Origin of the sequence: Campylobacter concisus, from assembly GCF_002913045.1 — a bacterium.
GTDB classification, from domain to species: Bacteria; Campylobacterota; Campylobacteria; order Campylobacterales; family Campylobacteraceae; genus Campylobacter_A; species Campylobacter_A concisus_AP.
Window position 1 is genome coordinate 185,583 of record NZ_PPAF01000035.1, and the last position, 25,519, is coordinate 211,101.

25 protein-coding genes and 2 tRNA genes are annotated in these 25,519 nt (G+C 39.2%); 20 read left to right on the top strand and 7 right to left on the bottom strand.

The window, feature by feature from the left end:
* Positions 1-95: 95 nt before the first annotated feature.
* From flgL to CYP43_RS04895, 4 genes are all read left to right on the top strand, one after another.
* Positions 96-2,411, top strand: coding sequence for a flagellar hook-associated protein FlgL (flgL, locus tag CYP43_RS04880; protein WP_103582702.1), 2,316 nt, complete (start codon positions 96-98; stop codon positions 2,409-2,411).
* 144 nt (positions 2,412-2,555) lie between these two features.
* Positions 2,556-4,634, top strand: coding sequence for a DNA translocase FtsK 4TM domain-containing protein (locus CYP43_RS04885; RefSeq protein ID WP_430622338.1), 2,079 nt, complete (start codon positions 2,556-2,558; stop codon positions 4,632-4,634).
* Positions 4,635-4,741: 107 nt separating this feature from the next.
* A tRNA-Gln gene (locus CYP43_RS04890) sits at positions 4,742-4,816 on the top strand.
* A gap of 26 nt (positions 4,817-4,842) precedes the next feature.
* Positions 4,843-4,917 (top strand) — tRNA-Met (locus tag CYP43_RS04895).
* A 29-nt stretch (positions 4,918-4,946) separates the two neighbouring features.
* Here CYP43_RS04895 and CYP43_RS09875 read toward each other — a convergent pair.
* Both CYP43_RS09875 and CYP43_RS04905 read right to left on the bottom strand, forming a co-directional pair.
* Positions 4,947-5,378 (bottom strand): tyrosine-type recombinase/integrase, encoded by a 432-nt coding sequence (locus CYP43_RS09875; protein WP_430622339.1) that lies wholly within the window; start codon positions 5,376-5,378, stop codon positions 4,947-4,949.
* Between the two features lie 147 nt (positions 5,379-5,525).
* The gene (locus CYP43_RS04905; protein WP_103582705.1) at positions 5,526-5,828 is read right to left on the bottom strand and encodes a c-type cytochrome; all 303 of its coding nucleotides are present in this window, start codon (positions 5,826-5,828) and stop codon (positions 5,526-5,528) included.
* Positions 5,829-5,919: 91 nt separating this feature from the next.
* Here CYP43_RS04905 and gmhB point away from each other — a divergent pair, with 91 nt between their 5' ends.
* From gmhB to CYP43_RS04975, 14 genes are all read left to right on the top strand, one after another.
* Complete coding sequence (gmhB, locus tag CYP43_RS04910) at positions 5,920-6,435, top strand: D-glycero-beta-D-manno-heptose 1,7-bisphosphate 7-phosphatase (RefSeq protein ID WP_103582706.1); 516 nt, start codon at positions 5,920-5,922, stop codon at positions 6,433-6,435.
* Positions 6,432-7,421, top strand: coding sequence for an ADP-glyceromanno-heptose 6-epimerase (gene rfaD, locus CYP43_RS04915; RefSeq protein ID WP_103582707.1), 990 nt, complete (start codon positions 6,432-6,434; stop codon positions 7,419-7,421). The genes gmhB and rfaD overlap by 4 nt, the downstream gene beginning before the upstream one ends.
* Positions 7,414-8,832: a D-glycero-beta-D-manno-heptose-7-phosphate kinase gene (gene rfaE1, locus CYP43_RS04920; protein ID WP_103582708.1), complete on the top strand. Its 1,419-nt coding sequence runs from the start codon at positions 7,414-7,416 to the stop codon at positions 8,830-8,832. Before rfaD ends, rfaE1 begins: the two co-directional genes overlap by 8 nt.
* Positions 8,807-9,376, top strand: a complete 570-nt coding sequence (gene gmhA / locus CYP43_RS04925; protein WP_103582709.1) for a D-sedoheptulose 7-phosphate isomerase — start codon at positions 8,807-8,809, stop codon at positions 9,374-9,376. The genes rfaE1 and gmhA overlap by 26 nt, the downstream gene beginning before the upstream one ends.
* 1 nt (position 9,377) lies before the next feature.
* Positions 9,378-9,773, top strand: coding sequence for an SseB family protein (locus tag CYP43_RS04930; RefSeq protein ID WP_103582710.1), 396 nt, complete (start codon positions 9,378-9,380; stop codon positions 9,771-9,773).
* A gap of 98 nt (positions 9,774-9,871) precedes the next feature.
* Positions 9,872-12,493 (top strand): DNA gyrase subunit A, encoded by a 2,622-nt coding sequence (gyrA, locus tag CYP43_RS04935; RefSeq protein WP_103582711.1) that lies wholly within the window; start codon positions 9,872-9,874, stop codon positions 12,491-12,493.
* Between the two features lie 44 nt (positions 12,494-12,537).
* Positions 12,538-13,038, top strand: coding sequence for an LPP20 family lipoprotein (locus tag CYP43_RS04940; RefSeq protein WP_002939671.1), 501 nt, complete (start codon positions 12,538-12,540; stop codon positions 13,036-13,038).
* Positions 13,014-13,406, top strand: a complete 393-nt coding sequence (locus tag CYP43_RS04945; protein ID WP_103582712.1) for a hypothetical protein — start codon at positions 13,014-13,016, stop codon at positions 13,404-13,406. Before CYP43_RS04940 ends, CYP43_RS04945 begins: the two co-directional genes overlap by 25 nt.
* Positions 13,407-13,418: 12 nt before the next feature.
* Positions 13,419-14,573 (top strand): sigma-54-dependent transcriptional regulator, encoded by a 1,155-nt coding sequence (locus CYP43_RS04950; RefSeq protein WP_103582713.1) that lies wholly within the window; start codon positions 13,419-13,421, stop codon positions 14,571-14,573.
* A gap of 48 nt (positions 14,574-14,621) precedes the next feature.
* The gene (locus tag CYP43_RS04955; RefSeq protein ID WP_021090917.1) at positions 14,622-15,647 is read left to right on the top strand and encodes an aspartate-semialdehyde dehydrogenase; all 1,026 of its coding nucleotides are present in this window, start codon (positions 14,622-14,624) and stop codon (positions 15,645-15,647) included.
* 16 nt (positions 15,648-15,663) lie between these two features.
* The gene (locus tag CYP43_RS04960; protein WP_087578735.1) at positions 15,664-16,170 is read left to right on the top strand and encodes a YqhA family protein; all 507 of its coding nucleotides are present in this window, start codon (positions 15,664-15,666) and stop codon (positions 16,168-16,170) included.
* Positions 16,171-16,262: 92 nt separating this feature from the next.
* The gene (gene hemE / locus CYP43_RS04965) at positions 16,263-17,285 is read left to right on the top strand and encodes a uroporphyrinogen decarboxylase (protein WP_103582714.1); all 1,023 of its coding nucleotides are present in this window, start codon (positions 16,263-16,265) and stop codon (positions 17,283-17,285) included.
* Positions 17,286-17,295: 10 nt separating this feature from the next.
* On the top strand, positions 17,296-18,198 hold the full coding sequence (locus CYP43_RS04970; protein WP_103583037.1) for a radical SAM protein: 903 nt from the start codon (positions 17,296-17,298) through the stop codon (positions 18,196-18,198).
* A complete protein-coding gene (locus CYP43_RS04975) occupies positions 18,199-19,023 on the top strand; it encodes a pyridoxamine kinase (protein ID WP_103582715.1) in 825 nt (274 codons plus the stop codon). It abuts the gene before it with no gap.
* A 9-nt stretch (positions 19,024-19,032) separates the two neighbouring features.
* Here CYP43_RS04975 and CYP43_RS04980 read toward each other — a convergent pair whose 3' ends face one another.
* Positions 19,033-19,392 (bottom strand): DUF488 domain-containing protein, encoded by a 360-nt coding sequence (locus CYP43_RS04980; protein WP_103582716.1) that lies wholly within the window; start codon positions 19,390-19,392, stop codon positions 19,033-19,035.
* Positions 19,393-19,619: 227 nt separating this feature from the next.
* Here CYP43_RS04980 and CYP43_RS04985 point away from each other — a divergent pair, with 227 nt between their 5' ends.
* Positions 19,620-20,546, top strand: coding sequence for a ribose-phosphate pyrophosphokinase (locus CYP43_RS04985; RefSeq protein WP_072594149.1), 927 nt, complete (start codon positions 19,620-19,622; stop codon positions 20,544-20,546).
* Between the two features lie 47 nt (positions 20,547-20,593).
* On the opposite strand, the gene tilS is transcribed toward CYP43_RS04985, so the two are convergent.
* The 3 genes from tilS to panC are packed head-to-tail and all read right to left on the bottom strand — an operon-like array spanning position 20,594 to position 23,714.
* Positions 20,594-21,583 carry a tRNA lysidine(34) synthetase TilS gene (gene tilS / locus CYP43_RS04990; protein WP_103582717.1) on the bottom strand — a complete coding sequence of 330 codons (990 nt, stop codon included), beginning with the start codon at positions 21,581-21,583 and terminating at the stop codon, positions 20,594-20,596.
* Positions 21,580-22,890, bottom strand: coding sequence for a 30S ribosomal protein S12 methylthiotransferase RimO (gene rimO / locus CYP43_RS04995; protein ID WP_103582718.1), 1,311 nt, complete (start codon positions 22,888-22,890; stop codon positions 21,580-21,582). Before rimO ends, tilS begins: the two co-directional genes overlap by 4 nt.
* 2 nt (positions 22,891-22,892) lie before the next feature.
* Positions 22,893-23,714, bottom strand: a complete 822-nt coding sequence (gene panC / locus CYP43_RS05000) for a pantoate--beta-alanine ligase (RefSeq protein WP_103582719.1) — start codon at positions 23,712-23,714, stop codon at positions 22,893-22,895.
* A gap of 121 nt (positions 23,715-23,835) precedes the next feature.
* On the opposite strand from panC, the gene prfB reads away from it, so the two are divergent.
* The gene (gene prfB, locus CYP43_RS05005; protein ID WP_103582720.1) at positions 23,836-24,936 is read left to right on the top strand and encodes a peptide chain release factor 2; all 1,101 of its coding nucleotides are present in this window, start codon (positions 23,836-23,838) and stop codon (positions 24,934-24,936) included.
* A 24-nt stretch (positions 24,937-24,960) separates the two neighbouring features.
* Here prfB and CYP43_RS05010 read toward each other — a convergent pair whose 3' ends face one another.
* Positions 24,961-25,512 (bottom strand): tetratricopeptide repeat protein, encoded by a 552-nt coding sequence (locus CYP43_RS05010; protein ID WP_103582721.1) that lies wholly within the window; start codon positions 25,510-25,512, stop codon positions 24,961-24,963.
* Positions 25,513-25,519 lie beyond the last annotated feature (7 nt).

Sequence of the window (25,519 nt, forward strand, 5' to 3'; positions counted from 1 at the left end):
TAAACTTTTTATGCTAAAAAAAATCAAATTTTTACCGATATAAAAACAAGCGGAATCATTTTTGCTTAGAGTGAATAAAAATTTAGGAAAAAATTATGAGAATAACAAACCAACTACGTTTTAGTCAGACTTTACATGACTACCAAAAAAATATGACTGGTGTAAATAAAAGCTACAAGCAGCTCTCAAATGGTTTGAAAATTCAAGATCCATACGATGGTGCTGCGACTTATAATGATGCGATGAGGCTTGATTATGAAGCAACTACTCTCACTCAAGTAGTTGACGCCACTGGTAAATCTGTAAATTTCTCAAAAAATACAGATAATGCGTTGCAAGAGTTTGAAAAACAGCTTGAAAATTTTAAGACAAAAGTAGTCCAGGCAGCTAGCAGCGTGCATAGTAAGACATCGCTAGAGGCTTTAGCAAATGATCTTCAAGGTATAAAAAATCATCTTGTGAATATTGCAAACACTTCGGTTAATGGGCAGTTTTTGTTTTCTGGAAGTGCTGTTGATACAAAGCCAATAGATGGTGCAGGAAAGTATCAAGGCAACCGTGATTATATGAAGACATCAGCCGGTGCTCAGGTTGAGCTTCCTTACAATATCCCAGGATATGATCTATTTTTAGGAAAAGATAGCGATTACAGTAAAATTTTGACTACAAATGTTCGTTTGGCTGATCAAACTAGAACCGACATCTCTTATGCGCCAAAATTTCTAAACGATAACAGCAAGATAAAAAATATGATCGGGCTAAACTACGCTAGCGATTCAGTGGTTAGAAGTGATGGCTCTTACAATGGCACAATAAATCCGGATTATGATTTTTTAGATAATTCAAATGTAAATTTTCCGGATACATATTTTTTCATGCAAGGCAAAAAGCCAGATGGCACGACATTTACTAGTAAATTTAAGATGAGTGCAAATACAACAATGGCTGGACTTATGGAAAAAATCGGCATGGAATTTGGCAATACAAAAACAACAAAAGTTGTTGATGTAAGCATAAATAACGATGGACAATTTAATATAAAAGATCTTACTAAAGGTAATCAAACTATTGACTTTCATATGGTTGCAGCCACATCAGTAGCACCAAATCGCGGTGCAATCGCTCAAAACAACGCGCTTGATGCTGTAAATTCTCTTGAAGATCTTGAAACAATGGCAAATAACGTTCCAAAAACGGTTCATATCACTGAGTTTGTAAAGAGCAAATATACCGATAAAGATGGAAATGCGACAAATGCATTTGACTATGATAAGGTTAGATTTGAAAGAAAGGATAATGAACTAATCGCGAATTTACCTCAAGTAGCTAGAAGAACGGGCGAATATGCAACAGATCAGACAAAGCTAAGCGAAGTCTCTGGTACAAAAGAGAGCTATGATAGAAATTTATATCCAAAAGATGTTGATGCTAGAAAGAGAGAGCTTTTTAATATAGACAACCAAGAGATAAATTTACAAGTAAAGTCAATCACTGGCACAAAATATGACATAAAGGTAAAAATGGGCACAGCAGGGGGTACAAATACTCCAGTACAATTTGAAATAACATCTACACCACCAGGCGGCACACCTTCTGCACCTAGAACTTTAACAGTTTATAACTCAGATGAGTTTGGAAGTTACAGAACTTATGCTAGTGATTTTACTTATAGGCAGCTCATGGATATCGTTGCTATGGCAGCAAGCGATAATATCCCAAACCCTCCACATGCAGAAAACGCAAATTTTGATACAGATATAGAAAAGGTAAAAAGAGATCAAAACTATAATGCCTATAAAGAGGCTTTATCAAAAACTAAGGGTGCGGTAGAGACAACTTTAGATGATAAAGGCAGAATGGTTTTAACCGATAAGACAAAATCAGTAACAAACATAGAAGTAACTATGCATGATGCAAAAAATAGCGATAAATTTGATGGCGATAGCACTGGTAGAGATACAGCTGGTAATGCTGGCCACCCTCAAGGAAAGGGTTCTGTCTTTAGCTTTAATGAAAATAATGCTTTAACTATTGATGAGCCAAGTACGAGCGTTTTTCAAGACCTTGATAATATGATCGAAGCTGTTAGAAAGGGATATTATAGAGCTGATGCAAATAGTAGTGACCCACGAAATACCGGCATGCAAGGTGCATTACAAAGGCTTGATCATTTAATAGATCATGCAAATAAAGAGCTTACAAAGATCGGCTCTCAATCAAAACTTTTAACAGCTACAAAAGAGCGAGCCGAAGTAATGAAAGTGAATGTGCAAACTGTTAAAAATGATGTAATTGATGCAGACTATGCGGAGTCGTATTTGAGATTTACGCAACTTTCGCTTTCATACCAAGCTACACTTCAAGCAAGTGCAAAGATCAATCAACTAAGTTTGCTTAACTACTTAAATTAAAATTATAAATCAGCAGGCCACCTAGCTTGCTGATTTTTTAAAATTAAACTCAAGCGTGCTATAATAAGCCTTTTTTATAAAGGATCTAAAATTTTACGACATATCTTATTTACAATTTTTGTTTGCATTTTTATATATTTTGGTATCGCTACAGCTGCTCCAACTGCTGATTTTGTTGGCTCGCTTGGACAAAGCCTTGGTATTTTAAATATCAAATATTTTGGACTTATCGCGTATGTTTATCCATTTTTATTGATCATTTTGGGCTATTTTGTCTATAAAAATTTTAAGAAATTTGACTTTGATTTTGCTCAGTTTTTGGTAGGAATTTTTCTCTTTTTTATAGCTTTTTTGATGTTTCAAGCCTTGAGTGCTTCGAGCATAAATGGCGGTATAATTGGGAATTTTATAGTTAGTGCTTTAAAAGAGGTGATCGGCTCTATCGGCACTGCGGTTGCTATACTTATGATGTTTATTATCTCACTTGGGCTTGCTTTTAGGGAAAATTTTATAATTGTTTTAAGAAAGGCATTTGTGGATAAAGAGATAAAAGTCCATGAAGAGAGAAATTTAAAAGAGATAAAACAAAAACAACTTCCAAAAATCGAACGCAAAAGACAAAAGAATAATGATGTAAAAGAAGAAGAGCTTATCGAAGCTCAGGTGGTAAATGAAGATGAGCAAAATTTAGATGAAGAGCTAGAGCCTGAGCCAGAAATAGAGAGCAGGGCCTCAACTATAAACGGAGTTGAAATTTTAAACGAAGTGGCTGAAAACAAGAAGTTGCTTGATCAAATAGAGCGAGGAAATGTGGAAAAGCCAAAGAATTTTGTCTTGCCACCACTTAAATTTTTAAACGATCCGCCAAAACGCTCGCACAGTGTCAATGAAACTGAAATCGATCAGCAAATTTCTAATTTGCTTGATAAACTCCGTAAGTTTAAAATAGACGGCGATGTGGTTAGAACTTATACTGGGCCTATCGTCACGACATTTGAGTTTCGTCCAGCCCCACATATCAAGGTAAGTAAAATTTTAACGCTTCAAGATGACCTAGCGATGGCACTAAAAGCTCAAACTATCCGTATCCAAGCGCCGATCCCTGGTAAAGATGTGGTAGGCATCGAGGTGCCAAATCAAAATTTAGAAACAATCTATCTAAAAGAAATTTTAGAGAGCGAAGTCTTTAAAAATGCAAGTAGCCCGCTAACTATGGCACTTGGTAAAGATATCGTCGGCGCCCCTTTTGTAACAGACCTTAAAAAGCTCCCTCATTTACTAATCGCTGGAACTACAGGATCAGGCAAGAGTGTGGGTATAAATGCGATGCTTTTAAGCTTGCTTTATAGAAACAGCCCACAAACTTTGCGCTTAATGATGATCGATCCAAAGATGCTTGAATTTAGCATATATAACGATATCCCACATCTTTTGACGCCTGTTATCACAGAGGCTAAAAAGGCAATCACTGCACTTGCCAATATGGTCGCTGAGATGGAGCGAAGATATAAGATAATGAGCCAAACTCGCACAAAAAATATAGAGAGCTACAATGAAAAGATGAAAGAGGAGGGTGGTGAGCAGTTCCCGTATATCGTTGTGATCATCGACGAGCTTGCCGATCTCATGATGACTAGTGGCAAGGATGTTGAGCTTTATATCGGCCGCCTAGCACAGATGGCAAGGGCTAGTGGCATACACTTGATAGTGGCAACCCAGCGTCCAAGTGTCGATGTTGTGACTGGCCTTATAAAAGCAAATTTGCCAAGTAGGATAAGTTACAGGGTAGGGCAGAGGATCGATAGTAAGGTCATTCTTGATCAAATGGGAGCTGAGAGCTTGCTTGGACGAGGAGATATGTTATTTACACCTCCAGGAAGTCCTGGTGTGATCAGACTTCATGCACCATTTGCTAGCGAAAAAGAGATAGAAATGGTTGTAAATTTCTTAAAAGAGCAACAAGATGTGGTTTATGATGAGAAATTTTTAATAGAAGAAGGTACAAGCGGAAGCGTGGCTGCTGGTACTCTAGGAGAAGATGAACTTGATGAGCTTTATGAAGAGGCTAAAGAGATCATTTTAAGTGAGCAAAAAACGTCAATAAGCTATCTGCAAAGACGCCTAAAGATAGGTTATAACAAAGCTGCAAATATAATCGAACAAATGGAGAAAATGGGTGTTTTAAGCCCAGTGAATGCAAAAGGACAAAGAGAAATTTTATAGCTAAAGTCATAAATTGCTTTAATTTTAGAATTTTAATTTTTATTAAAATTCTAAAAAGTCTTGACAAAGCGCATTAAAATCTATATAATTACAACTCTTAAAAACATTGGGGTATCGCCAAGCGGTAAGGCAACTGGTTTTGGTCCAGTCATTCAGAGGTTCGAATCCTCTTACCCCATCCACTTTTTAAATCCAAAATAATACTTATCGCGGAGTAGAGCAGTGGTAGCTCGTCGGGCTCATAACCCGAAGGTCGGCGGTTCAAATCCGTCCTCCGCAACCAAATGCCCATTACTTTTTATCATCTTTTAATTAAGCACCAACCCCCACACCATCACGTATATCATCTACATTGAGATGAACGTAGTGTAAGCTGCTCTTAATATCCGTATGACCCATAAAAGCCATCAATTTATGAGCATTAAATCCTTTCAAACTCACTAACCTAGAAGCCACTGTATGGCGTAATACGTATAGTCCGTGAGTATTGTTTTCTCCCTTATATCCTAAATGGTTTCTTACAGCCCACCACATACGATTTGCTGTATCGTGGTTTAGATGAGTTATGGGGTACTTGTTTAAGGGTAGGTCTTTGCAGTTATCATAAGCCCCTTGAGATACCCAGTAGTAAGCCATACGAAGCACTTGGTCGTCTCTTGTTTCAGTAAAGAGTTTGCGTGCCTCTATTTTACTTACGCTCTTAGCTATTTCTAAGCGTTGTTTTATGGCTTTGAAGACTAGAATAGTTTTGTTTTAATATGCAAAAAGAAAGATTAGTAAAAATAGGTTTCATAACTTTTAAATATAAAAAGAGAAATTCCCATCTACTATATGTTTTATGGATTATTAGTATAAATTTAAAAATGCAGGAGGGGCGAATGCCCCTAATTATTATTTTAAAGTTTGGATGTATTCAGCTACTGCTTTTACATCTTCGTCACTCATTGGAGTGGCGATCGGTTTCATCATAGCGCCAAGACCAAATTTATTTGCTCCTGTTTTATAACCCTTTAGTGCCTCTTCGATAGCTGCTGCATCAAGAGATGTTAAAGCTGGAACTTTATTATTAAACATTTTTTCAGCTTTTGCACCATGACAGGCGATGCATTTTTTGTAGATAGCAGCACCATCTGCAGCAAAGGCAGCAGTTGAAAGTAGAGCCGCAACGCTAGAAACAATTAGTAATTTTTTCATTTTTCATCCTTTGTAAAAAAGTTTGTGCATTATAGTACAAAAAGGTAAATTCGCAAGAAGCTAGTTAAAATATTTTGGCTATAATCACCAAATGAATAAAAATGAGCCTATTAAAGCACTTTTTCTAGATAGAGACGGCGTAATAAACGAAGATGCTGGATATGTTTACGAGATAAAAGATTTTAAATTTATCGATGGCATTTTTGATGCATTAAGAGAATTTGCTGGGGCTGGCTACAAGCTCTTTGTCGTGACAAACCAATCAGGCATCGGTAGAGGCTACTATACACAGGAACAGTTTGACGCTCTAACTAAATTTATGCTAGAAATTTTCAAAAAAGAGCAAATTTTTATCACCAAAGTCTACTTTTGTCCACACGCTCCAGAGGCGAATTGCGCTTGTAGAAAACCAAATCCAAAAATGATACTTGATGCTTGCAAAGAGTTTAACATAGACCTTGAAAACTCGCTCATGATAGGCGATAAGCCAAGTGACATCGAGGCTGGCAAAAGGGCAGGTGTTGGTAGAAATTTCTTGCTTGATAGCATAAATTTTAAAGATGTAAGAGATGTTTTAAATAAGCTAAAAAAGGAAAAATCACTATGAATTTAAATGGAAAAAAGATAGTTATAACTGGAGGCGCTGGCTTTATCGGCTCAGCCTTGGCGCATTATTTTGATGAAAACTATAAAGACGCTCACGTGCTTGTAGTGGATAAATTTAGAAACGACGAGACATTTAGCAACGGCAACCTAAAAAGCTTTGGTCATTTTAAAAATTTACTTGGCTTTAAGGGTGAAATTTACGCTGGCGACATCAACGATCCTAGCACGCTTGATAAGATAAAAAACTTTCGTCCAGACGTCATCTACCACGAGGCAGCGATCTCAGATACGACTGTAAAAGAGCAAGACGAGCTTATCAAAACAAATGTAAACGCCTTTGTAAATTTGCTTGATATCTGCGAGAGTTTGGGCGCAAAGATGATCTACGCTAGCTCAGGGGCGACTTATGGCAACGCAAAGAGCCCACAAACCGTTGGCGAGTGCGAAGCACCAAATAACGCCTATGGCTTTAGCAAACTAAGCATGGATAATATCAATAAAATTTATGCAAAGCGTGGCGTGAGTGTGGTTGGGCTGAGGTATTTTAATGTCTTTGGCAAGGGCGAGTTTTTCAAAAACAAAACCGCCTCGATGGTGCTTCAGTTTGGCTTACAAATTTTAGCTGGCAAGACTCCAAGACTCTTTGAAGGCAGCGACCAGATCAAAAGAGATTTTGTCTATATAAAAGATATCATTGATGCAAACATAAAAGCGCTTGACGCGCCAAGTGGCGTCTATAACGCAGCTACTGGTAAGGCTAGAAGCTTTCAAGATATCGCTGATATCTTGCAGCGAGAGATCGGTGTAAATTTAGGCAACGAATATATCAAAAACCCATTTATCGGCTCATATCAGTTTCACACAGAGGCCGACGTAGCCCCAGCTCGAGAGGCATTTGGCTTTAGTGCGACTTGGAGCCTAGAAGAGGCGATCAAAGACTACTTACCAGAGATAAAGAGAATTTATAAGGAAGAGCTAAATGGCTAATAGAGTTAAAATTTTAGTCGTCGGCGATCTCATGCTAGATCACTATATCTGGGGCAGCTGCGACCGCATCTCTCCTGAAGCGCCAGTGCAGGTTGTAAAGATAAATAACGAAACCTACACGCTTGGTGGCGCTGGTAACGTGGTGAGAAATTTACTCTCTCTTGGCGCAAATGTGAGCGTAGCTAGCGTTTTAGGAGATGATGAGGCTGGTAAAAAGATAAGAGAGAAGCTTGGTGAGCTAAATGTAAAAGATGAACTCATCCTTACTGAAAAGGGGCGCAAAAGCTCGATAAAAAGCCGCATAATGGCATCTCATCAGCAAGTTGTCAGGATCGATAAAGAGAGCGTTATCAAGATAAATTTAGAAGATGAGCTCGTCTTAAAGGTCAAAGAAAATCTTGTAAATTTTAAGGCTGTCTTGCTAAGTGACTACGGCAAAGGCGTGCTTAGCGAAAAGGTCTGCCAAGAGATCATAAACGAGTGCGTAAAGCTAAAGATCCCAGTGCTTATCGATCCAAAGGGTAGCGACTACTCAAAGTATAAAAACGCGACCCTTCTAACGCCAAATAAAAAAGAGGCGAGCGAGGCTACAAATTTAAAGATAAAAGACAAAGTTGAGCTTGAAAAGGCGATAAGAAAGCTAAAAGACGAGCTAAATTTGACCTATTCGATCATCACGATCTCAGAAGAGGGCATCGCGCTATATGATGACAAGCTACACATTTTTGCTGCTAAAGCAAAAGAGGTCTTTGATGTCACTGGCGCTGGAGATACGGTGCTTGCTACACTTGGCTACATGCTAGCAAATGGGGCTGACATAAAAGAGGCGATAAAGATAGCAAACCTTGCAGCAGCCGTCGTCGTGGCAAAGATAGGCAGCGCAACAGCTAGTTTTAGCGAGATCGAGCAGCTGCTAAATAGCTCATTTGGGGCAAATTTCGAGCACAAGCTTAAAAGCGTTGAGGAGCTAGAAGAAATTTTGAGCCAAAAGGGTAAGAAAAAGGTCGTTTTCACAAATGGCTGCTTTGATATCTTGCACGCTGGGCACGTAAAATACCTAGCCCGTGCAAGAGAGCTTGGCGATCTTTTGGTTGTCGGGCTAAATTCTGACGCTTCAGTTAAGAGGCTAAAAGGTGAGGCAAGACCTATAAACTCACAAGATGATAGAGCCTGCGTGCTAAGTGGGCTTGGGTTTGTCGATTATGTCGTGATATTTGACGAGGATACGCCATTAAATTTGATAACAAAGATAAAGCCTGACGTGCTTGTAAAAGGGGCTGATTATAAAGACAAAGAGGTCGTTGGCAGCGAGATCGTAAAAGAGGTCAGGCTAATTGACTTTGTCGAGGGCAAAAGCACAACAGGGATAATAAAAAGGATAAAAGATGCTAAAAACAATGATAAAAAATGAGCTCGAGACTCACCAAAAGACCTTTAGCGAGCATGTAAATTTACTTGATAGCCTAGAGCGCGCTTGCCAGATGGTAGCTGATACGCTAAAAAATGGCAAAAAGGTGCTAATATGCGGCAACGGTGGCTCTGCGGCGGATGCTCAGCACTTTGCAGCCGAGCTAACTGGCAGATATAAAAGCGAGCGCCAGCCACTACCTGGTATCGCGCTAACCACTGATACTTCGGCACTTACGGCCATTGGCAATGACTACGGCTTTGACTATGTCTTTTCACGTCAGTTTGAGGCCTTAGCGCAGTCTGGTGACTTGCTCGTGGCGATCTCAACAAGTGGCAATAGCAAAAACGTCCTTGAAGCTATAAAAAGTGCCAAGAAAATGGGCGCATCAGTGCTTGGACTTAGCGGCAAAGGCGGCGGTGCGATGAATGAAGGGTGTGATCTAAATTTAGTCGTTAGCTCAAACGATACAGCAAGAATTCAAGAGTCGCATATCTTTTTTATCCACACGATATGTCAAGCCGTAGATGAGGCTTTTAGGAGCTAAAATGCAAGAAGCGATGGATAAATTTTTAAATGATCCCAGCCAGCAAAATGAGATAAATTTGATATCGGCTTTAAAAAAGGCTACTTTTTTTGCTCCGGTGCTTTTAAACCAAGCGCTGGCAAAGCCTGATGGTGGCGTAGTTTATGAGGAAGAGGGCTCAAATATCAAATTTATCCTGCTTGAAGATGAGAACGAGAAGCGTAGCTATTTTCCGGCATTTACAAGCAAAGAGGCGATGAAACTTTGGCGAAACGACAGCGAACAAGAAAGCATTGAGATAGGGCTAAAAGAGTATCTTGCGATGCTAAAAGAGAGCAGTTATGCTGGTGTCGTGGTGGATGCTTTTAGTTATGATTTTATTCTTAAAAAAGAGCAGATAGCAAGAATTTTAGACTAAAATTTTCATCGCACTATTGCCAAAGTCGCTGATTTGCTATTTAGCAAGTTTTTATTAATTTTAAGCTAAAATCAGCCAAGCTAAATTTAAGGAAAAAAATGAAAGATAATCTACTTGAATTAACCCAAGATATCGCATCAGTTGATATCGAAGAGTCTATAAAAACTAGCTATCTTGACTACTCCATGAGTGTCATTGTGGGACGTGCTTTGCCTGATGCTAGAGACGGACTAAAGCCAGTTCACAGAAGAATTTTATATGCTATGGACAATCTTGGCGTTGGTAGCAGAAGTGCCTACATGAAGTCAGCTCGTATCGTTGGTGAAGTCATCGGTAAGTACCATCCACACGGTGACACAGCAGTTTATGACGCACTCGTTCGTATGGCTCAGAAATTTTCTATGCGTTATCCGGTCGTTGACGGACAAGGAAACTTCGGCTCTATTGACGGTGACAGCGCAGCTGCGATGCGTTATACTGAAGCTAGAATGACAATGCTTACTGAAGAGCTTTTAAAAGATATCGACAAAGACACGGTTGATTTTGTGCCAAACTACGATGATAGAGAGGTTGAACCAGATGTACTTCCAAGCCGTGTGCCAAATTTATTATTAAACGGCTCAAGCGGTATCGCGGTTGGTATGGCGACAAATATCCCACCACACAGCCTTGATGAGCTAATAGACAGTCTTTTGCTACTTCTTGAAAACAAAGAGGCAACACTTGAAGAGGTGATGGAATTTATAAAAGGCCCAGACTTCCCAACTGGCGGTATCATCTTTGGTAAAAAGGGCATCATAGAGGCCTACCGCACAGGTCGTGGCAGAGTCAAACTAAGGGCAAAAACTCACATAGAGAAAAAGCCAAACAAAGATGTCATCGTCATTGATGAGCTACCATATCAAACAAACAAAGCTAGGCTCATTGAGCAGATCGCCGAGCTTGTAAAAGATAAGCAGATAGATGGCATCAGCGAGGTTAGAGATGAGTCTGACAAAGATGGCATCCGCGTCGTAATCGAGCTAAAACGTGACGCTATGAGTGACATCGTGCTAAATAACCTTTTTAAATCAACCACGATGGAGAGTACTTTTGGCGTTATTATGCTTGCTATTAATAACAAAGAGCCAAAGGTATTTAACCTTATTGAGCTGCTTAAGCTATTTTTAAATCACAGAAAAACGGTCATCATTAGAAGAACGATATTTGAGCTTGAAAAAGCGCGTGCAAGAGCCCATATCTTAGAGGGTCTAAAGATCGCACTTGATAACATAGATGAGGTGATCGAACTTATTAGAAATAGTGCCGATACAGCGGTTGCTAGAGAAGGCTTGATGAGCAAATTTAACCTCTCAGAGCTTCAAGCAAACGCTATCCTTGATATGCGTCTAAGCAAGCTCACAGGCCTAGAGAGAGAAAAACTAGAGGCCGAGCTAGCTGAGCTTATGGCAGAGATCGCAAGACTTGATGAAATTTTAAAGAGTGAGACATTGCTTGAAAATTTGATCAAAGAAGAGCTTCTTGAGATCAAAAATAAATTTAAAGTACCAAGAGTTACTGAGATCGTTGATGACTACGATGATATCGATATCGAAGATCTCATACCAAATGAAAATATGGTCGTAACCATAACTCACCGCGGCTACATTAAGCGTGTGCCAAGTAAGCAGTACGAGAAGCAAAAACGCGGTGGTAAGGGCAAAGTAGCGGTCACTACATACGATGATGATTTTATAGAAAGCTTCTTTACTTCAAATACCCACGATACGCTTATGTTTGTGACTGACCGCGGACAGCTATACTGGCTAAAAGTCTATAAGATCCCAGAGGGAAGCCGCACAGCAAAGGGCAAAGCAGTTGTAAATTTGATCCAGTTGCAGCCTGATGAGAAGATCAAAGCGATCATCCCAACGACTGACTTTGACGAGAGCAAATCGCTAGCGTTCTTTACTAAAAATGGCATCGTAAAACGCACAAATTTAAGCGAATTTAAAAATATCCGCTCAGTTGGTGTAAGAGCTATAAGCCTCGATGAGAACGACGAGCTAGTAACTGCGCTCATTGCTCAAACATATGATGATATGCCAGTTACTGACCCAGAAAATGAGCTAAGCGTTGAGACAGAGGTGCTTGAAGTTGAAGAGCTTCAAAACGAGATCGATGAAGATAGTGTAAATGCTGAAGAGGACGCAAACTCAAGCGATGAGACAATGCTATTTGTCGTTACTAAAAAGGGTATGTGCCTTAAATTTAAGATCAGCAAAGTTCGCCAAATGGGCAGAACTGCACGTGGCGTAACTGGCATCAAATTTAAAGAACCAGGCGATGAGGTCGTAGGCGCAGCAGTCATCGAAAGCAATGACCAAGAAATTTTAAGCATATCTCAAAAAGGTATCGGCAAGCGCACAACTGCTGATGAGTATCGCTTGACAAATCGTGGCGGCAAAGGTGTCATCTGCATGAAGCTAACGAGCAGAACAGGCGATCTAGTGGGCGTTGTGATGGTTGATGAAGAGCAAGATCTTATGGCTCTAACATCAAGCGGCAAGATGATAAGAGTCGATATGCAAAGCATCCGCAAAGCAGGACGTAACACAAGTGGCGTTATCGTCGTAAACGTCGATGGCGATGATGTTGTAAGTATCGCAAGATGCCCTAAGGCAGATGATGGCGAAGATGAGGATGAAGCACCAGGCGAAGATATGGGGCTTTTGGAATAAATTTTGCTATTAAATTTTAAATAAAAGCATAAAAAAGGTTGTTTATGAAAGTTAAAATTTTATCTTTTGCTTTGATGATCGCTATTTTTGGCGGTTGCTCATTTAATGGCTTTATGGGCGAGCCAACTAGCACATCAAACCGCAACGTAGTCATCCAAAAGGTCGATAAAGACGATCTTAGAGAGGTGATGAAAAAAGAGAAGATGATATATGATAGCGCTCCAAGAGAGACCACTTTTAGAGCCACAGGCGAGGGCATAGCCCCGCTAAATTCGCTCTCATACGCTCAGTCTGTTACACTTGCGAAAAGAGCGGCGATGGCTGATGCTTATTCGCAGCTTGCAGGCAAGCTTTATGGCGTAAAGATCAACGCTGAAGACACCGTAAGAGATGCGATGCTAAATGATTCATCTATCACTTCAAAGGTTCAAGGTCTTGTCAAAAATGCAAGGATCGTGAATGAAAATTTCAAAGACGGGCTTTATAAGGTAAATATGGAGCTTAAGATAGACGAAGATAAGTGGCGAGAAGTCTTTTCTTACTAACGATACTTTTAAATTTTGCCTTTTGCCTGGAGGAGTTTATCTTCTGGGCGAAGGTCGATACGACAAATCATATCATTGCGCATGAGGAAATTTCTTTTTCAAAGGCGATGACCCTCTCGCCAAATCCAAAACCAAAATTTCTTTGCCAGATAGATGCTTTTAAAGATGAAAATACCACAACTCTTGGCTTTTTAAATTTACACAAAGATGAGATTTTTGACTGTTTTGTCTTAAAAAAAGTGATGATAAAAAATGAGCTAAATGTCAAAAATGCACAGGTCACAAATGCTTCAAATTTGAAAATTTTGCCAGTTAGATTTATGGTGGAATTTAAGCCAAAATCCGCTATCATCGGCACACTTCAATAAAAAAGAGATCAAATGAATATCGTCATAGTAGAAGATGACATCAATATGCGAAAGTCGCTTGAGATCGCACTTGGCGAGTATGAAGAGCTAAACATCAAGAGTTACAAGAGCGCAGTTGAAGCTTTAAAAAAGCTAAGCGACGACACTGATCTAATCATCACCGACATAAACATGCCTAAGATGGACGGACTCGAGTTCATTAAGGAGCTAAACGGCAAATTTGACGTCATCATAATGACTGGAAACGCCACACTTAACAAGGCAATCGAAAGTGTTAGGCTTGGCGTGAAGGACTTTTTAACAAAGCCATTTGACGTCTCAACGCTTTATGAGGCGATAAAAAGGGTGGAGGCGCTAAAGCAAAAAACTCCAAAAATTTCAAAAAAAGCTGAAGAAAAAAGCGAAAATAACGGCTTTTTAGCTACTTCAAAGGCACTTGAAACCACGCTAAATATCGCGCTAAAAGCTGCAAGAACAGACGCCTCAATAATGCTTAGTGGAGAAAGTGGCGTTGGCAAGGAGGTCTTTGCTAAATTTATCCACGCAAACTCACCAAGAAAAGATGCGGCATTTATCGCTCTAAATATGGCTGCCATCCCTGAAAATTTGATAGAAAGCGAGCTTTTTGGTTTTGAAAAGGGCGCATTTACTGATGCTGCGACTACCAAAAAAGGGCAGTTTGAGCTGGCAAATGGAGGAACGCTATTTTTAGATGAGATCGGCGAGATGCCCATAAATTTACAACCAAAGCTGCTTCGTGCCTTGCAGGAGCGCGAGATAACAAGACTTGGCGCTACAAAGAGCGAAAAGATAGATGTTCGCATCATCTGCGCTACAAACGCAAATTTAGAGCTTGCAATGAAAGAGGGCAGGTTTAGAGAGGATCTTTTCTACCGCCTAAATACGATCCCGCTTTTCATCCCCCCACTTCGTGAGCGAAAAGATGAAATTTTACCTATCGCGCAGGATACTTTAGAGAAGTGCTGTAAAGAGTATGGCTTTGAGGCTAAAAATTTCTCAAAAGCGGCAAAAGAGGAACTTTTGAGCTATGACTATCCAGGCAACATAAGAGAGCTCATCTCAGTCGTGCAGCGTGCAGCGATACTAAGTGAGGGTGATGAAATTTTGCTAAAAGATCTATTTTTACAAGCCAGAAGCAAAAAATAGCCATAAATTTAAGTAAAATTACGAAAATTAAAAAAATAAGGAGAGCAGATGAGAAAATTTAACGTAGCTGTCGTTGGTGCTACTGGAGCGGTCGGCGAAGAGCTTTTTAGAGTTATGGAAGAGGTTGATTTCCCAGTTGGAGAGCTTTTGCCGCTTGCTAGTGCAAAAAGTGCTGGTAGTGAGATTGAATTTAATGGCAAATATTACAAGGTAAAAGAGCTAACCGAAAAGGTTTTTAGCGAGCACGAGATAGATATTGCTTTTTTTAGTGCGGGCGGTTCAGTCTCAGAGAAATTTGCCAAATTTGCAGCTGATAGTGGCGCAGTAGTCATCGATAACACCAGCCATTTTAGGATGGATAAAGATATCCCTCTTGTTGTGCCAGAGTGCAATCCAAGCGACATTGCTATGTGGAAAAACCGCGGTATCATCGCAAATCCAAACTGCTCGACTATCCAAATGGTGCAAATTTTAAAACCGTTAAACGACGCTTTTAGTATCAATAGAGTCGATGTTTCTACATACCAAGCAGCAAGCGGTGCTGGCAAAGAGGGCATGGAAGAGCTTGTCGTTCAAATGCAAAAATTCTTTGAGTTTAAACTTGATGAGTGTGAGCCAAAGGTATTTGCACACCGCCTAGCGCTAAACGTGATCCCACACATCGATGTCTTTTTGGACAATGACTACACAAAAGAAGAGATGAAAATGGTCAATGAGACGCAAAAAATTCTTCACAAAGATATAGAAGTTAGCGCTACCTGTGTGCGTGTGCCAGTGCTTAGAAGCCACTCAGAGGCGATCACTATCCACTTTGATAAAGATGTAAGTGCGGATGCAGCAAGAGAAATTTTAAGCAAGGCTCCAAGCGTCGTTGTAGTCGATAATCCAGCAAATAAAGAGTATCCGATGCCTATCATTTCAAGCGATACAAATGAGACTTATGTCGGTAGGATCAGAGTCGATAATTACAGACCTAATGTGCTTCACCTTTGGTGCAGTGCCGATCAGATCCGCGTAGGGGCTGCTACAAATGCTGTCAGGATCGCACAAAAGTGGATCGCGATGCAAGAGTAAATAAAAAGGATTTTTATTGCGTAAGATATTTGAAAAAATTTTGCTTGCAAGCAACAGCTTTACACTTTTTCCAGTAGTTTTTGGACTTTTAGGCGCGATCGTACTTTTTATCATCGCAAGTTACGACGTTGGCAAAGTACTTTTAGAGGTTTATAAATATTTCTTTGCTGCAGATTTTCACGTTGAAAATTTCCACTCAGAAGTCGTTGGCGAGATTGTTGGAGCGATCGATCTATACTTGATGGCGCTTGTTCTTTATATATTTAGCTTCGGAATTTACGAGCTTTTCATCTCAGAGATCACACAGCTGAAGCAGTCAAAGCAGAGCAAGGTGCTTGAAGTTCATTCGCTTGATGAGCTAAAAGACAAGCTTGGCAAAGTGATCGTCATGGTTTTAATCGTAAATTTCTTCCAAAGGGTGCTTCACGCAAACTTTACAACACCGCTTGAGATGGCCTATCTTGCGGCTTCTATCCTAGCACTTTGCCTTGGACTTTACTTCCTTCACAAGGGAGATCACTAAAATTTTAAGCGTTTTTACGCTTAAAATTTCTCCTACATCTTTTCTTTAGCTATTTTTAGGTAATATCCATTTAAAAATTTAAAGGAAATTTAATGATTTTTATAGACGCTTGTCTTAAAAAACCTACCCCTTATACGCCTGTTTGGATGATGCGCCAAGCTGGTAGATATCTGCCAGAGTATATGCGAGTACGCGCGCAAGCAGGGGATTTTTTATCGCTTTGTAAAGACTACAAAAAGGCTAGCGAGGTCACGCTTCAGCCAGTTGAAATTCTAGGCGTTGATGCGGCGATTTTATTTAGCGACATTCTCGTTGTGCCTCTTGAAATGGGCATGGATCTACGTTTTGAAAAGGGCGAGGGACCAGTTTTTAGTGAGCCTTTACGTGATAAAGCCGCACTTGACGCGCTAAGTATCGAAAAATCGACTAAAAATTTAGCATACGTCTATGATACGATAAAGCTCACAAGAGAAAATTTAGCCAAAGACAAGGCTCTCATTGGCTTTTGCGGTGCCCCATGGACGATAGCTACATATATGATAGAAGGTGGTGGCAGTAAAACTTATGCGGTCTGTAAAAAAATGCTCTATCAAAATCCAGAATTTTTACATCAAATTTTAGAAAAAGTGACGCAAGCTCTCATCCTTTACGTCAAAGAGCAGATAAGAGCAGGCGTAAATGCGGTACAAATTTTTGATAGCTGGGCAGCTGCACTTGAAGAGCAGGCTTATTTTGAGTTTGGATTTAGCTATATAAACAAAATAGTTGATAGCGTTAAGGCTGAATTTCCAGAAATTCCAGTCATCGTTTTCCCAAAAGGAATAAGCGGCTATCTGGATAAAATTTCAGGAAAATTTGACGTTTTTGGCGTTGATTGGAGCACGCCGATCGAACTAGCAAAAGAAAAACTTAGCCCAAGATACGTCCTTCAAGGCAATATGGAGCCAACAAGGCTTTATAGCAAAAAGGCGATAGATGAAGGCGTGGATAAAATTTTAAGCACGATGAAAGGTGTGCCTCATATTTTCAATCTTGGGCATGGAATTTTGCCTGATGTGCCAGTTGAGAATGCAAAATATTTTATAAAACAGGTACAGACAAAAAGTGCAAGGTAGCAAGCCTTGCATCGTCTTTGGACCGATAAATTCTCGCCGTTTTGGCATAAGCCTAGGCATCGATCTAAGCCCAAATCAAAAATCATGTAATTTTGACTGCGTTTATTGTGAGCTAAGTGGCGCAAAGCCAGTTGAAGAGATAGAAAATCCTCCAAGCGTTGATGAGATCATAAGCGATTTAAAAGAAGCATTAAAAACTCATCAAAACATCGATGTCATCACACTTACGGCAAATGGCGAACCAACTCTTTACCCACACTTAAAAGAGCTGATAGCAAAAGTAAATGAGCTAAAAGGTAGCACAAAAACACTTATTTTGAGTAATGGCTCAGGCGTGCGTGACCCAAAAATTTGTGAAGCACTACATGGGCTTGATATAGTGAAATTTAGCCTTGATAGCGCGGTGCAAAGCACTTTTAAAAAGATAGACCGCAATAAAAGTGGTATAGAAGTAAATGAACTTATAAAAGCAATGGCTAAATTTCGCAAGGAATTTACTGGCGAGCTTGTGCTTGAAATTTTAGTCGTGGCTGGATTTAACGACAAAAAAAGTGAGTTTGAAGCACTTAATGTGGCGATAAATGAGATAGCTCCGCACCGAGTGGATATTGGCACGATAGATCGTCCACCAGCTTATAATGTAAAGAGTGTAGATGCCAAAAAACTAGAGGAGCTAGCCAAGCAGATAAGTGGTGTACCGGTTAATATAGCTAAAGCTCACAAAATAGAGCAAAAGTATAACTTTAGTGAGGAAGAAATTTTAGAAATGCTAAGGCGTCGTCCGCAAACTATCGCAAATGTTGAAGAAAATTTCTCAGAGCACTCAAAGCAAATTTTAAACAAGCTCTTGCAACAAGATGTGGTTTATCTAGCCGATGTTGCTGGGGTAAAATTTTACAAACTAAGAGCATAAATGAAAAGAATCCTTACAATACAAGATATCTCGTGCGTTGGTAAATGTTCCCTTACCGTTGCACTTCCAATAATTAGCGCTCAAGGCATTGAGGCGTGCATATTGCCTACTGCGCTACTTTCGACTCATACTGGCTTTAAAAATTTCACATTTCGTGATCTGACTGATGAATTTGACGCAATAACACGAGTATGGCACAAAGAAAATATCGCATTTGATGGAATTTATACCGGATTTTTAGGTAGCTTTAGTCAGCTTGAGCTGATAGAGAAAATTTTTAATGAGTTTAATGACTCTACTTCACTAATACTTGTAGATCCTTGCATGGGCGACAATGGCAAGCTCTACCATGGATTTGATGAAAAATTTGTTATGAAAATGCGTGAGCTTTGCACAAAGGCTCACGTCATCACGCCAAATATAACTGAAGCAAGCTTTATGTGCGGGATGCCGTTTTTAGGCAGTGACTATAAGCAAGATTATATTTTAGAGTTGCTTGAAGGCTTAGCTAGCTTTGGAGTTAGAAAGATTGTGCTAAAGGGCATTAGATACAAGCAAAATGAATGTGGCATCATAGCTTACGACACAAAGACAAAAGAGAAGGTAGAGTATTTTCACGAATTTTTGCCATTTCACACGAGTGGAACTGGAGATATATTTGCTTCTGTGCTTTTTGGCTCGCTAGTAAATGGCGAAAGCATGCAAAATGCCATCAAAAAGGCAGCAAACTTTGTGCTTAGCAGCATTAAAATCACGCTAAAAGATAAGAGCCGCACATGGTATGGTGTGCAGTTTGAAAAGATACTTGGCACTCTTTCAAAATAGGCTGGCAAACTACTTATTTAAAATTTTTAATAACACAACGATATGGCAAAGATTTATATCTTTGCTAGCTGTTAGAAGTGCTATATCGCCATGCTCTTTTTCTAGTTTTTTTAGCATTTTAAAGCAAGATCGCGCTGTTTCATTATCAAGCTCAAGCTCAAATTTCTCACAAAACTCATCAAACCTAGCTTCTCTATCTTCATGAAACCACTCTCTTAAAGTAGTGCTTGGCGTGATATCTTTTAACCAAAGGAAATTTGAAAATATCTCTTTTCTTATGCCTCTTGGATAGAGTCTATCAACAAAAGCCGCCTTCATATCCAAACTATCATCTTTGATAAAATCATAAATTCTATAAGCTTTAAACATGTTGTGATTGTAATCCTATAATGTTTATAAATAAAAAAATATTCTTAGTTATCTTATATTTTTTATACTTGTTTAAATTTTAAGGTTTGTAAAATTAAAGCTCAAATTTTTGATTGCGGCGATAAGAATTAAACTAGGGCTAGCAAATAGTCCTAAAAAGAATAAATTTAAATTAAAGCTCGTTTCGATAAAATCCCAACATAAAAATCACCAAAAAGGTTATCATTATGAGAGGCTATAAAATTTTCTCAGGAACGGCTAATATTGAGCTTTCAAAGAAAATTTCGCAATATCTTTCACTTCCTCTTAGCGAGGCAAGTATAAAAAGATTTAGCGATGGAGAGATTAGTGTGCAAATCGGCGAGAGCGTGCGCGGAAAAGATGTTTTTGTCATTCAGCCAACATGTGCACCAACAAATACAAATTTAATGGAGCTACTTATCTTAACTGACGCTTTAAGACGTAGTAGTGCAAGCTCTATAACAGCGATCGTGCCTTACTTTGGCTATGCTAGACAAGATAGAAAAGCAGCTCCTAGAGTGCCAATCACTGCAAAACTAGTGGCAAACATGATGCAAACAGCAGGTATCGATAGAGTCGTCACTATGGATCTTCACGCAGGACAAATTCAAGGATTTTTTGATATTCCGGTTGATAACCTTTATGGAAGTATCATTTTTAATGACTACGTAAGAGCTAAAAATTTACCAAATCCAATCGTTGCAAGTCCTGATGTAGGCGGCGTGGCTCGTGCTAGAGCCTTGGCTAAAAATCTAAATCTTGATATGGTTATCGTAGATAAGCGCCGCGAAAAAGCAAATGAAAGCGAAGTAATGAATATAATCGGCGACGTAAACGGCAAAGACGTGATCTTGGTTGATGATATGATCGATACGGCTGGCACGATCGTAAAAGCAGCTGAAATTTTTAAAGAGCGTGGCGCAACTAGCGTTATGGCGTTTTGCACGCATCCAGTCCTTAGCGGACCGGCTTACGATAGGCTAAGACTGGGCTTTTTGGATGAGTTAGTGGTAACAGATACAATCCCTCTAGCTGAGGAGCTTCCTTGTATAAAAGTGCTAAGTGCGGCTTCTTTATTTGGCGAAGTGATACGCCGTGTATATCACAATGAAAGCGTAAATAGCTTATTTTAATTAATCTTGGCTTTTGTTTTGAGTGTTTCAGGCAAAAGCCAAATCTTTCAATATTTATTAGAATTTAATTTTGATAAATCAAAATTTATAGCAAAAAGATAGCCTCTATTTATAGCTGGAATTTTTAAAATTCTAGCCTTCTCTTTAAAAATTTTTGGCATTATGGCTTTGCAAAATGGAGTTACTAAAAGGTAAGTGTCTGCGTATCCGACAGCGATCTTGCCACTTAGCACCACGCTTGTTTGCTTTGCTAAATTTGTGCTTAGCTCATCTTTTTGAGCTTTGCTTAGAAGCACGTTTAACTCTTTTGCTGCCATATCAACGCCTCGTATCACATTACTATCATTTTTTATGATAAAAATTTCATCGCTTATTTTTGTGATACTTGGCATTAAAATTTGTCTATCAGCTTCTAAAAACTCAAAGCTCTTTTGCACGCCACTAAAATATCTATCCAAAAATGGCTCACTAAAATTTAGCCTCATGAAGCTTCTTTTAAACTCGCCTTTTAAATTTGTATCATCGATAAAATAGCGTAAATTTCTCTCATCAAGATAGTTTTGAAGCTCTTTTTTGCGTAAATTTAAAAGCGGCCTAACTAGCCAAAAGTGCTTTCTCTTTTTAAGCTCGCTCATACCAAAGAGCTCTTTTAGCCCAGCACCCTTACTAAGCTGCATCAAAAACCACTCAAATTTATCGTCAAACTGATGCGCTAGGATCAAATTTTCGTAGCCAAATTTTTGACAAATTTCGCTAAAAAACTCATATCTTGCATCACGTGCGAGTTTTTCAAAATTTGACTTATCTAAAAAAACGCTTTTTGTATAAATTTTTTTACCAAATTTATCCGCGAGTTCTTTTGCGCTTTTTATCTCGCTTTTACTTTGCTCTCGAACATTGTAATCAACCATTGCTAGATCAAATTTGATCCCAGCCTCTTCTAAAATGTAAAAAAGTGCGGTGCTGTCTATGCCGTGCGAGAATGCAAGCAGGTTTGCACCTGAGCTTAGCTTTTCTCGTACATTTTGGCTTATCATTTTGCTTTTTTGATGATTTTAGCGATCAGCTTTTGATCGACCACGTCAGTGACCTCGCAGAGGTAGAGCGAGCCGATCTCAAGCTCTTTTACATCGCTCTCGTTTATTAAAATTTCGCCGTCTATATCTTTATCCCAGATGTCTTTTTTGGCTGCGTAAAACATCTCGCCCTCGCTGCTTTCGCCCTCAAGAGAAGCATAAATTTGCTTGCCAATCTCTTTTTGCAAGCTCTCATTTATCAATTTTTTAGTGATCTTTTCTATCTTATTTAGTCTTTTTGAAATGATTTTGGCTGGGATTTGCTCCATTTCAAAAGAGGCAGTATCTTCCTCTTTTGAGTAGGCAAAGGCTGAAATTCTATCAAATTTAAACTCTTCTAAAAATTTGCAAAGCTCCTCAAAATCCTCCTCGCTCTCACCAGGGTGTCCCACGATGACACCAGTTCGTAAGAATGAATTCTCGGCATTTCTCATTAAATTTAAAAGCTCTTTAATCTTTTTAGCGCCACTTCCACGCTTCATTATCTTTAGCATGTCTTCGCTGATGTGTTGGATCGGCATGTCAAAGTAGTTGTGAAAGACAGGCGAGGCGATGATGCGCTCAATTAGCTCCTTACTAGTCGTGCTTGGATAGAGATAAAGTATCCTGGCACTCCTTACGCCCTTTATCTTTTCTATCTCGTCTATTAAATTTATAAGCCCGTCGCTAACGCCTTGATCGCGCATATATGAGCTTGAGTCTTGAGATAAAAAGCTAAAGTCGTAGTAGCCTTTTTTGACCAGATTTTTAACCTCATTTACGATGTTTTCAAGCGAGCGCGATTTTAGTTTTCCTTTAAAAGTTGGAATGGCACAAAAACTACATTTTTGGTTACAGCCCTCTGAAATTTTGATGTAGGCGTGGTAGTTTGAGCCAGTTATCACACGCTCTTCATTTGCTTGCAGATAAGTTTGCGGGCTAAATAAATTTTGCTTTTTTAAGATGATCTCATCGATCTTGTCATAGTCGGCCACACCGGTAAATAAATCAACTTCAGGCAGCTCTTTCATAAGCTCATCTTTGTAGCGTTGCATAAGACAGCCAGTCACAACGAGTAATGAGCCATTTTTACGAGCTTCGTGCATCTCAAGTATAGTTTGTATGCTCTCTTCTTTGGCAGATTTTATAAAGCCACAGGTATTTACGATGATGACGTCGGCATCGCTGATATCGCCAGTTATATCGTAGTTTTGCAAGCGTCCTAGCATTATTTCTGAATCAACTAAATTTTTATTACAACCAAGTGAAATTAAGTGAAGTTTTGGCATTTTTAGATCCAGATGTTGTCTATTAGTCTAGTTTTGCCGACATAAGCCGCTACTAAAATAATGGTATTTTCTTTTTCTATTTTTGAAATCTCGTTTAAATTTCTATCTGTAATAGCGACATAATCAACCTTTAACGGCTCTAGCACCTCAAGCATCTTTGTTTTGATCTCACTTGCGTCTTCCTCGCCATTTTGGATCAAATTTTGTGCTTTATTTAGCGATCTTGAAAGCCTTAGAGCATTACATTTATCTTCGTCGCAGATATAGACGTTTCTACTTGAAAGTGCAAGTCCATCTGGCTCTCTAACGATATCACAAGCCACTAGGCTGGCATTTATAAAAAATGTCTTTATCATGTTTTGTACTATGATTAGTTGTTGTGTGTCTTTTTTGCCCATGTAAACGCTATTTGCACGAGTTAGGCGAAATAGCTTGTTTAGTACCCTTAAGACGCCATCAAAGTGTCCAGGTCTAGTTTTGCCTTCTAAGATGGCTGAAAATTTCTTTGGAGCGACGATTAGAGGTTCATCTTCAAAGTAAAGCTCACTAGCATCTGGAATAAAAATAGCACTAACGCCATTTTGCTCACAAATTTTAATGTCATTTTGCTCGTTTCTTGGGTATTTATCTAGATCTTCGCCTGGTAAAAATTGTGTTGGATTTACAAAAGTTGAGACGATGCTTATCTCATTTTCGCTCACGCATTTTTTTATAAGGCTAACGTGTCCGTTATGAAGTGCGCCCATTGTTGGGACAAAACCGATCTTGCCGCTTGCATTTGAGACAAATTCCTCAAGTTCTTTTATAGTTCTTATGATTTGCATATTTGACTCTTTTTATTTGAAATTTTAACTTGGCATTGTAACAAAAAAGGATTAAAAGGGCGTAAATTTAAAAATGTAAGCAACTTTTGGCTAAAATCGGCAAAAATTTATGGAGAATAACTTGGATAATTACGAATACAACGAGCTTTTAAAGAAGCTACAAACAAAAGTTGAAAATATAGGCTCTATTGTAAAGCCTGATGAGATCAAGGCTAGACTTAAAGAGATAGAGGCCACTGAGCAAGACCCTGATTTTTGGCAGGATATCGCTAAGGCTGGTGCTCTAAATAAGGAAAAAACTAAGATTTCAAATATGCTTGCAAAATTTAATGACGCTAATCAGGCGGTAAGTGATGCAAAAGAGCTTTTTGAGCTAGCAAATTCCGAAAATGACGAAGAGACTATAAATTCTCTTTTTGAAGATGCTAAAAATTTAGATGAAAAGATAGTAAATCTTGAAATTTCTATGCTTTTAAGCGGCGAAGATGACGGCAAAAATGCGATCGTATCGATCCATCCTGGAGCTGGTGGCACTGAGAGTAACGACTGGGCTAGCATACTTTATAGGATGTATCTTAGATTTTGTGAGCGCGAGGGCTTTAAGGTCGAGACTCTTGACTTTCAAGAAGGTGATGAAGCCGGACTAAAGGATGTGAGTTTTATCGTAAAAGGTGAAAATGCTTATGGTTACTTCAAAGCAGAAAATGGCATCCACAGACTAGTTCGCACAAGCCCATTTGATAGTGCAGGGCGCCGACATACTAGCTTTTCAAGTGTTATGGTGAGCCCTGAGATAGATGATGACATAGAGATCGAGATCGAAGAAAAAGACTTAAAGATAGATACTTATAGAGCAAGCGGTGCAGGCGGTCAGCATGTAAATAAAACAGAATCAGCCATTCGTATCACACATTTACCAACTGGTATCGTCGTACAGTGTCAAAACGATCGTAGTCAACATAAAAACAGAGCCACAGCGATGAAAATGCTAAAATCACGCCTTTACGAGCTTGAGCTAATGAAACAGCAAGAAGCTAGCAATAGCGTAGAAAAAAGCGAGATCGGCTGGGGGCACCAGATAAGATCATATGTGCTTTTCCCATATCAGCAAGTAAAAGACAACCGCAGTGGCGAGGCATACTCACAAACTGATGCGATACTTGATGGCGACATCAAAAAGATGATAGAGGGTGTTTTGATCGCTCAAAAGGCTGACGCGTAATAAGTTTACAAAAAGAGATGGAAACTAAAATTTCATCTCTTTTAGCTTTGTGCAAGCTTCTTCTTTGCCTTTAAAGCAAGCTTCATCAAGATAAATTCTCGCTTTTTTATAGTCATTTTTGCCTAGATAGATAAGCCCCAGATCGTAGCTAGCCTCGCTTGAGCCAAGGCTTGTAGCTTTTTCATAAAAATATATCGCTTTTTCTAAATTTTTGTTTACACCAAGGCCGTACTCGTAGATATATCCGGCACTTCTTAGTCCGTCTATGTTGCCATATCTGCCAGCTGTTTCAAACCAAAAGAGTGCTCTTAAGATATCTTTGCTAAAGCCTTTGCCGTCACGAAAACAAATTCCAGTTTGCTGCATGGCTAGGACGTTGCCATCTTTTGCGTAGTTGTAAAATCTCTTACAAGCCTTTGGATAGTTGCCTTCATTGTATAGATAGATGGCGTCTGCTATTTGCTCGACCTCTGGATCAAGTGGTGGCTCACTAAGGCCAAAATTTTGTGAAATTTGATCTAACGAACATCCCCAAAATAGTAAAACACTAAACACAAAAATGATAAATTTTTTCATATTTGTC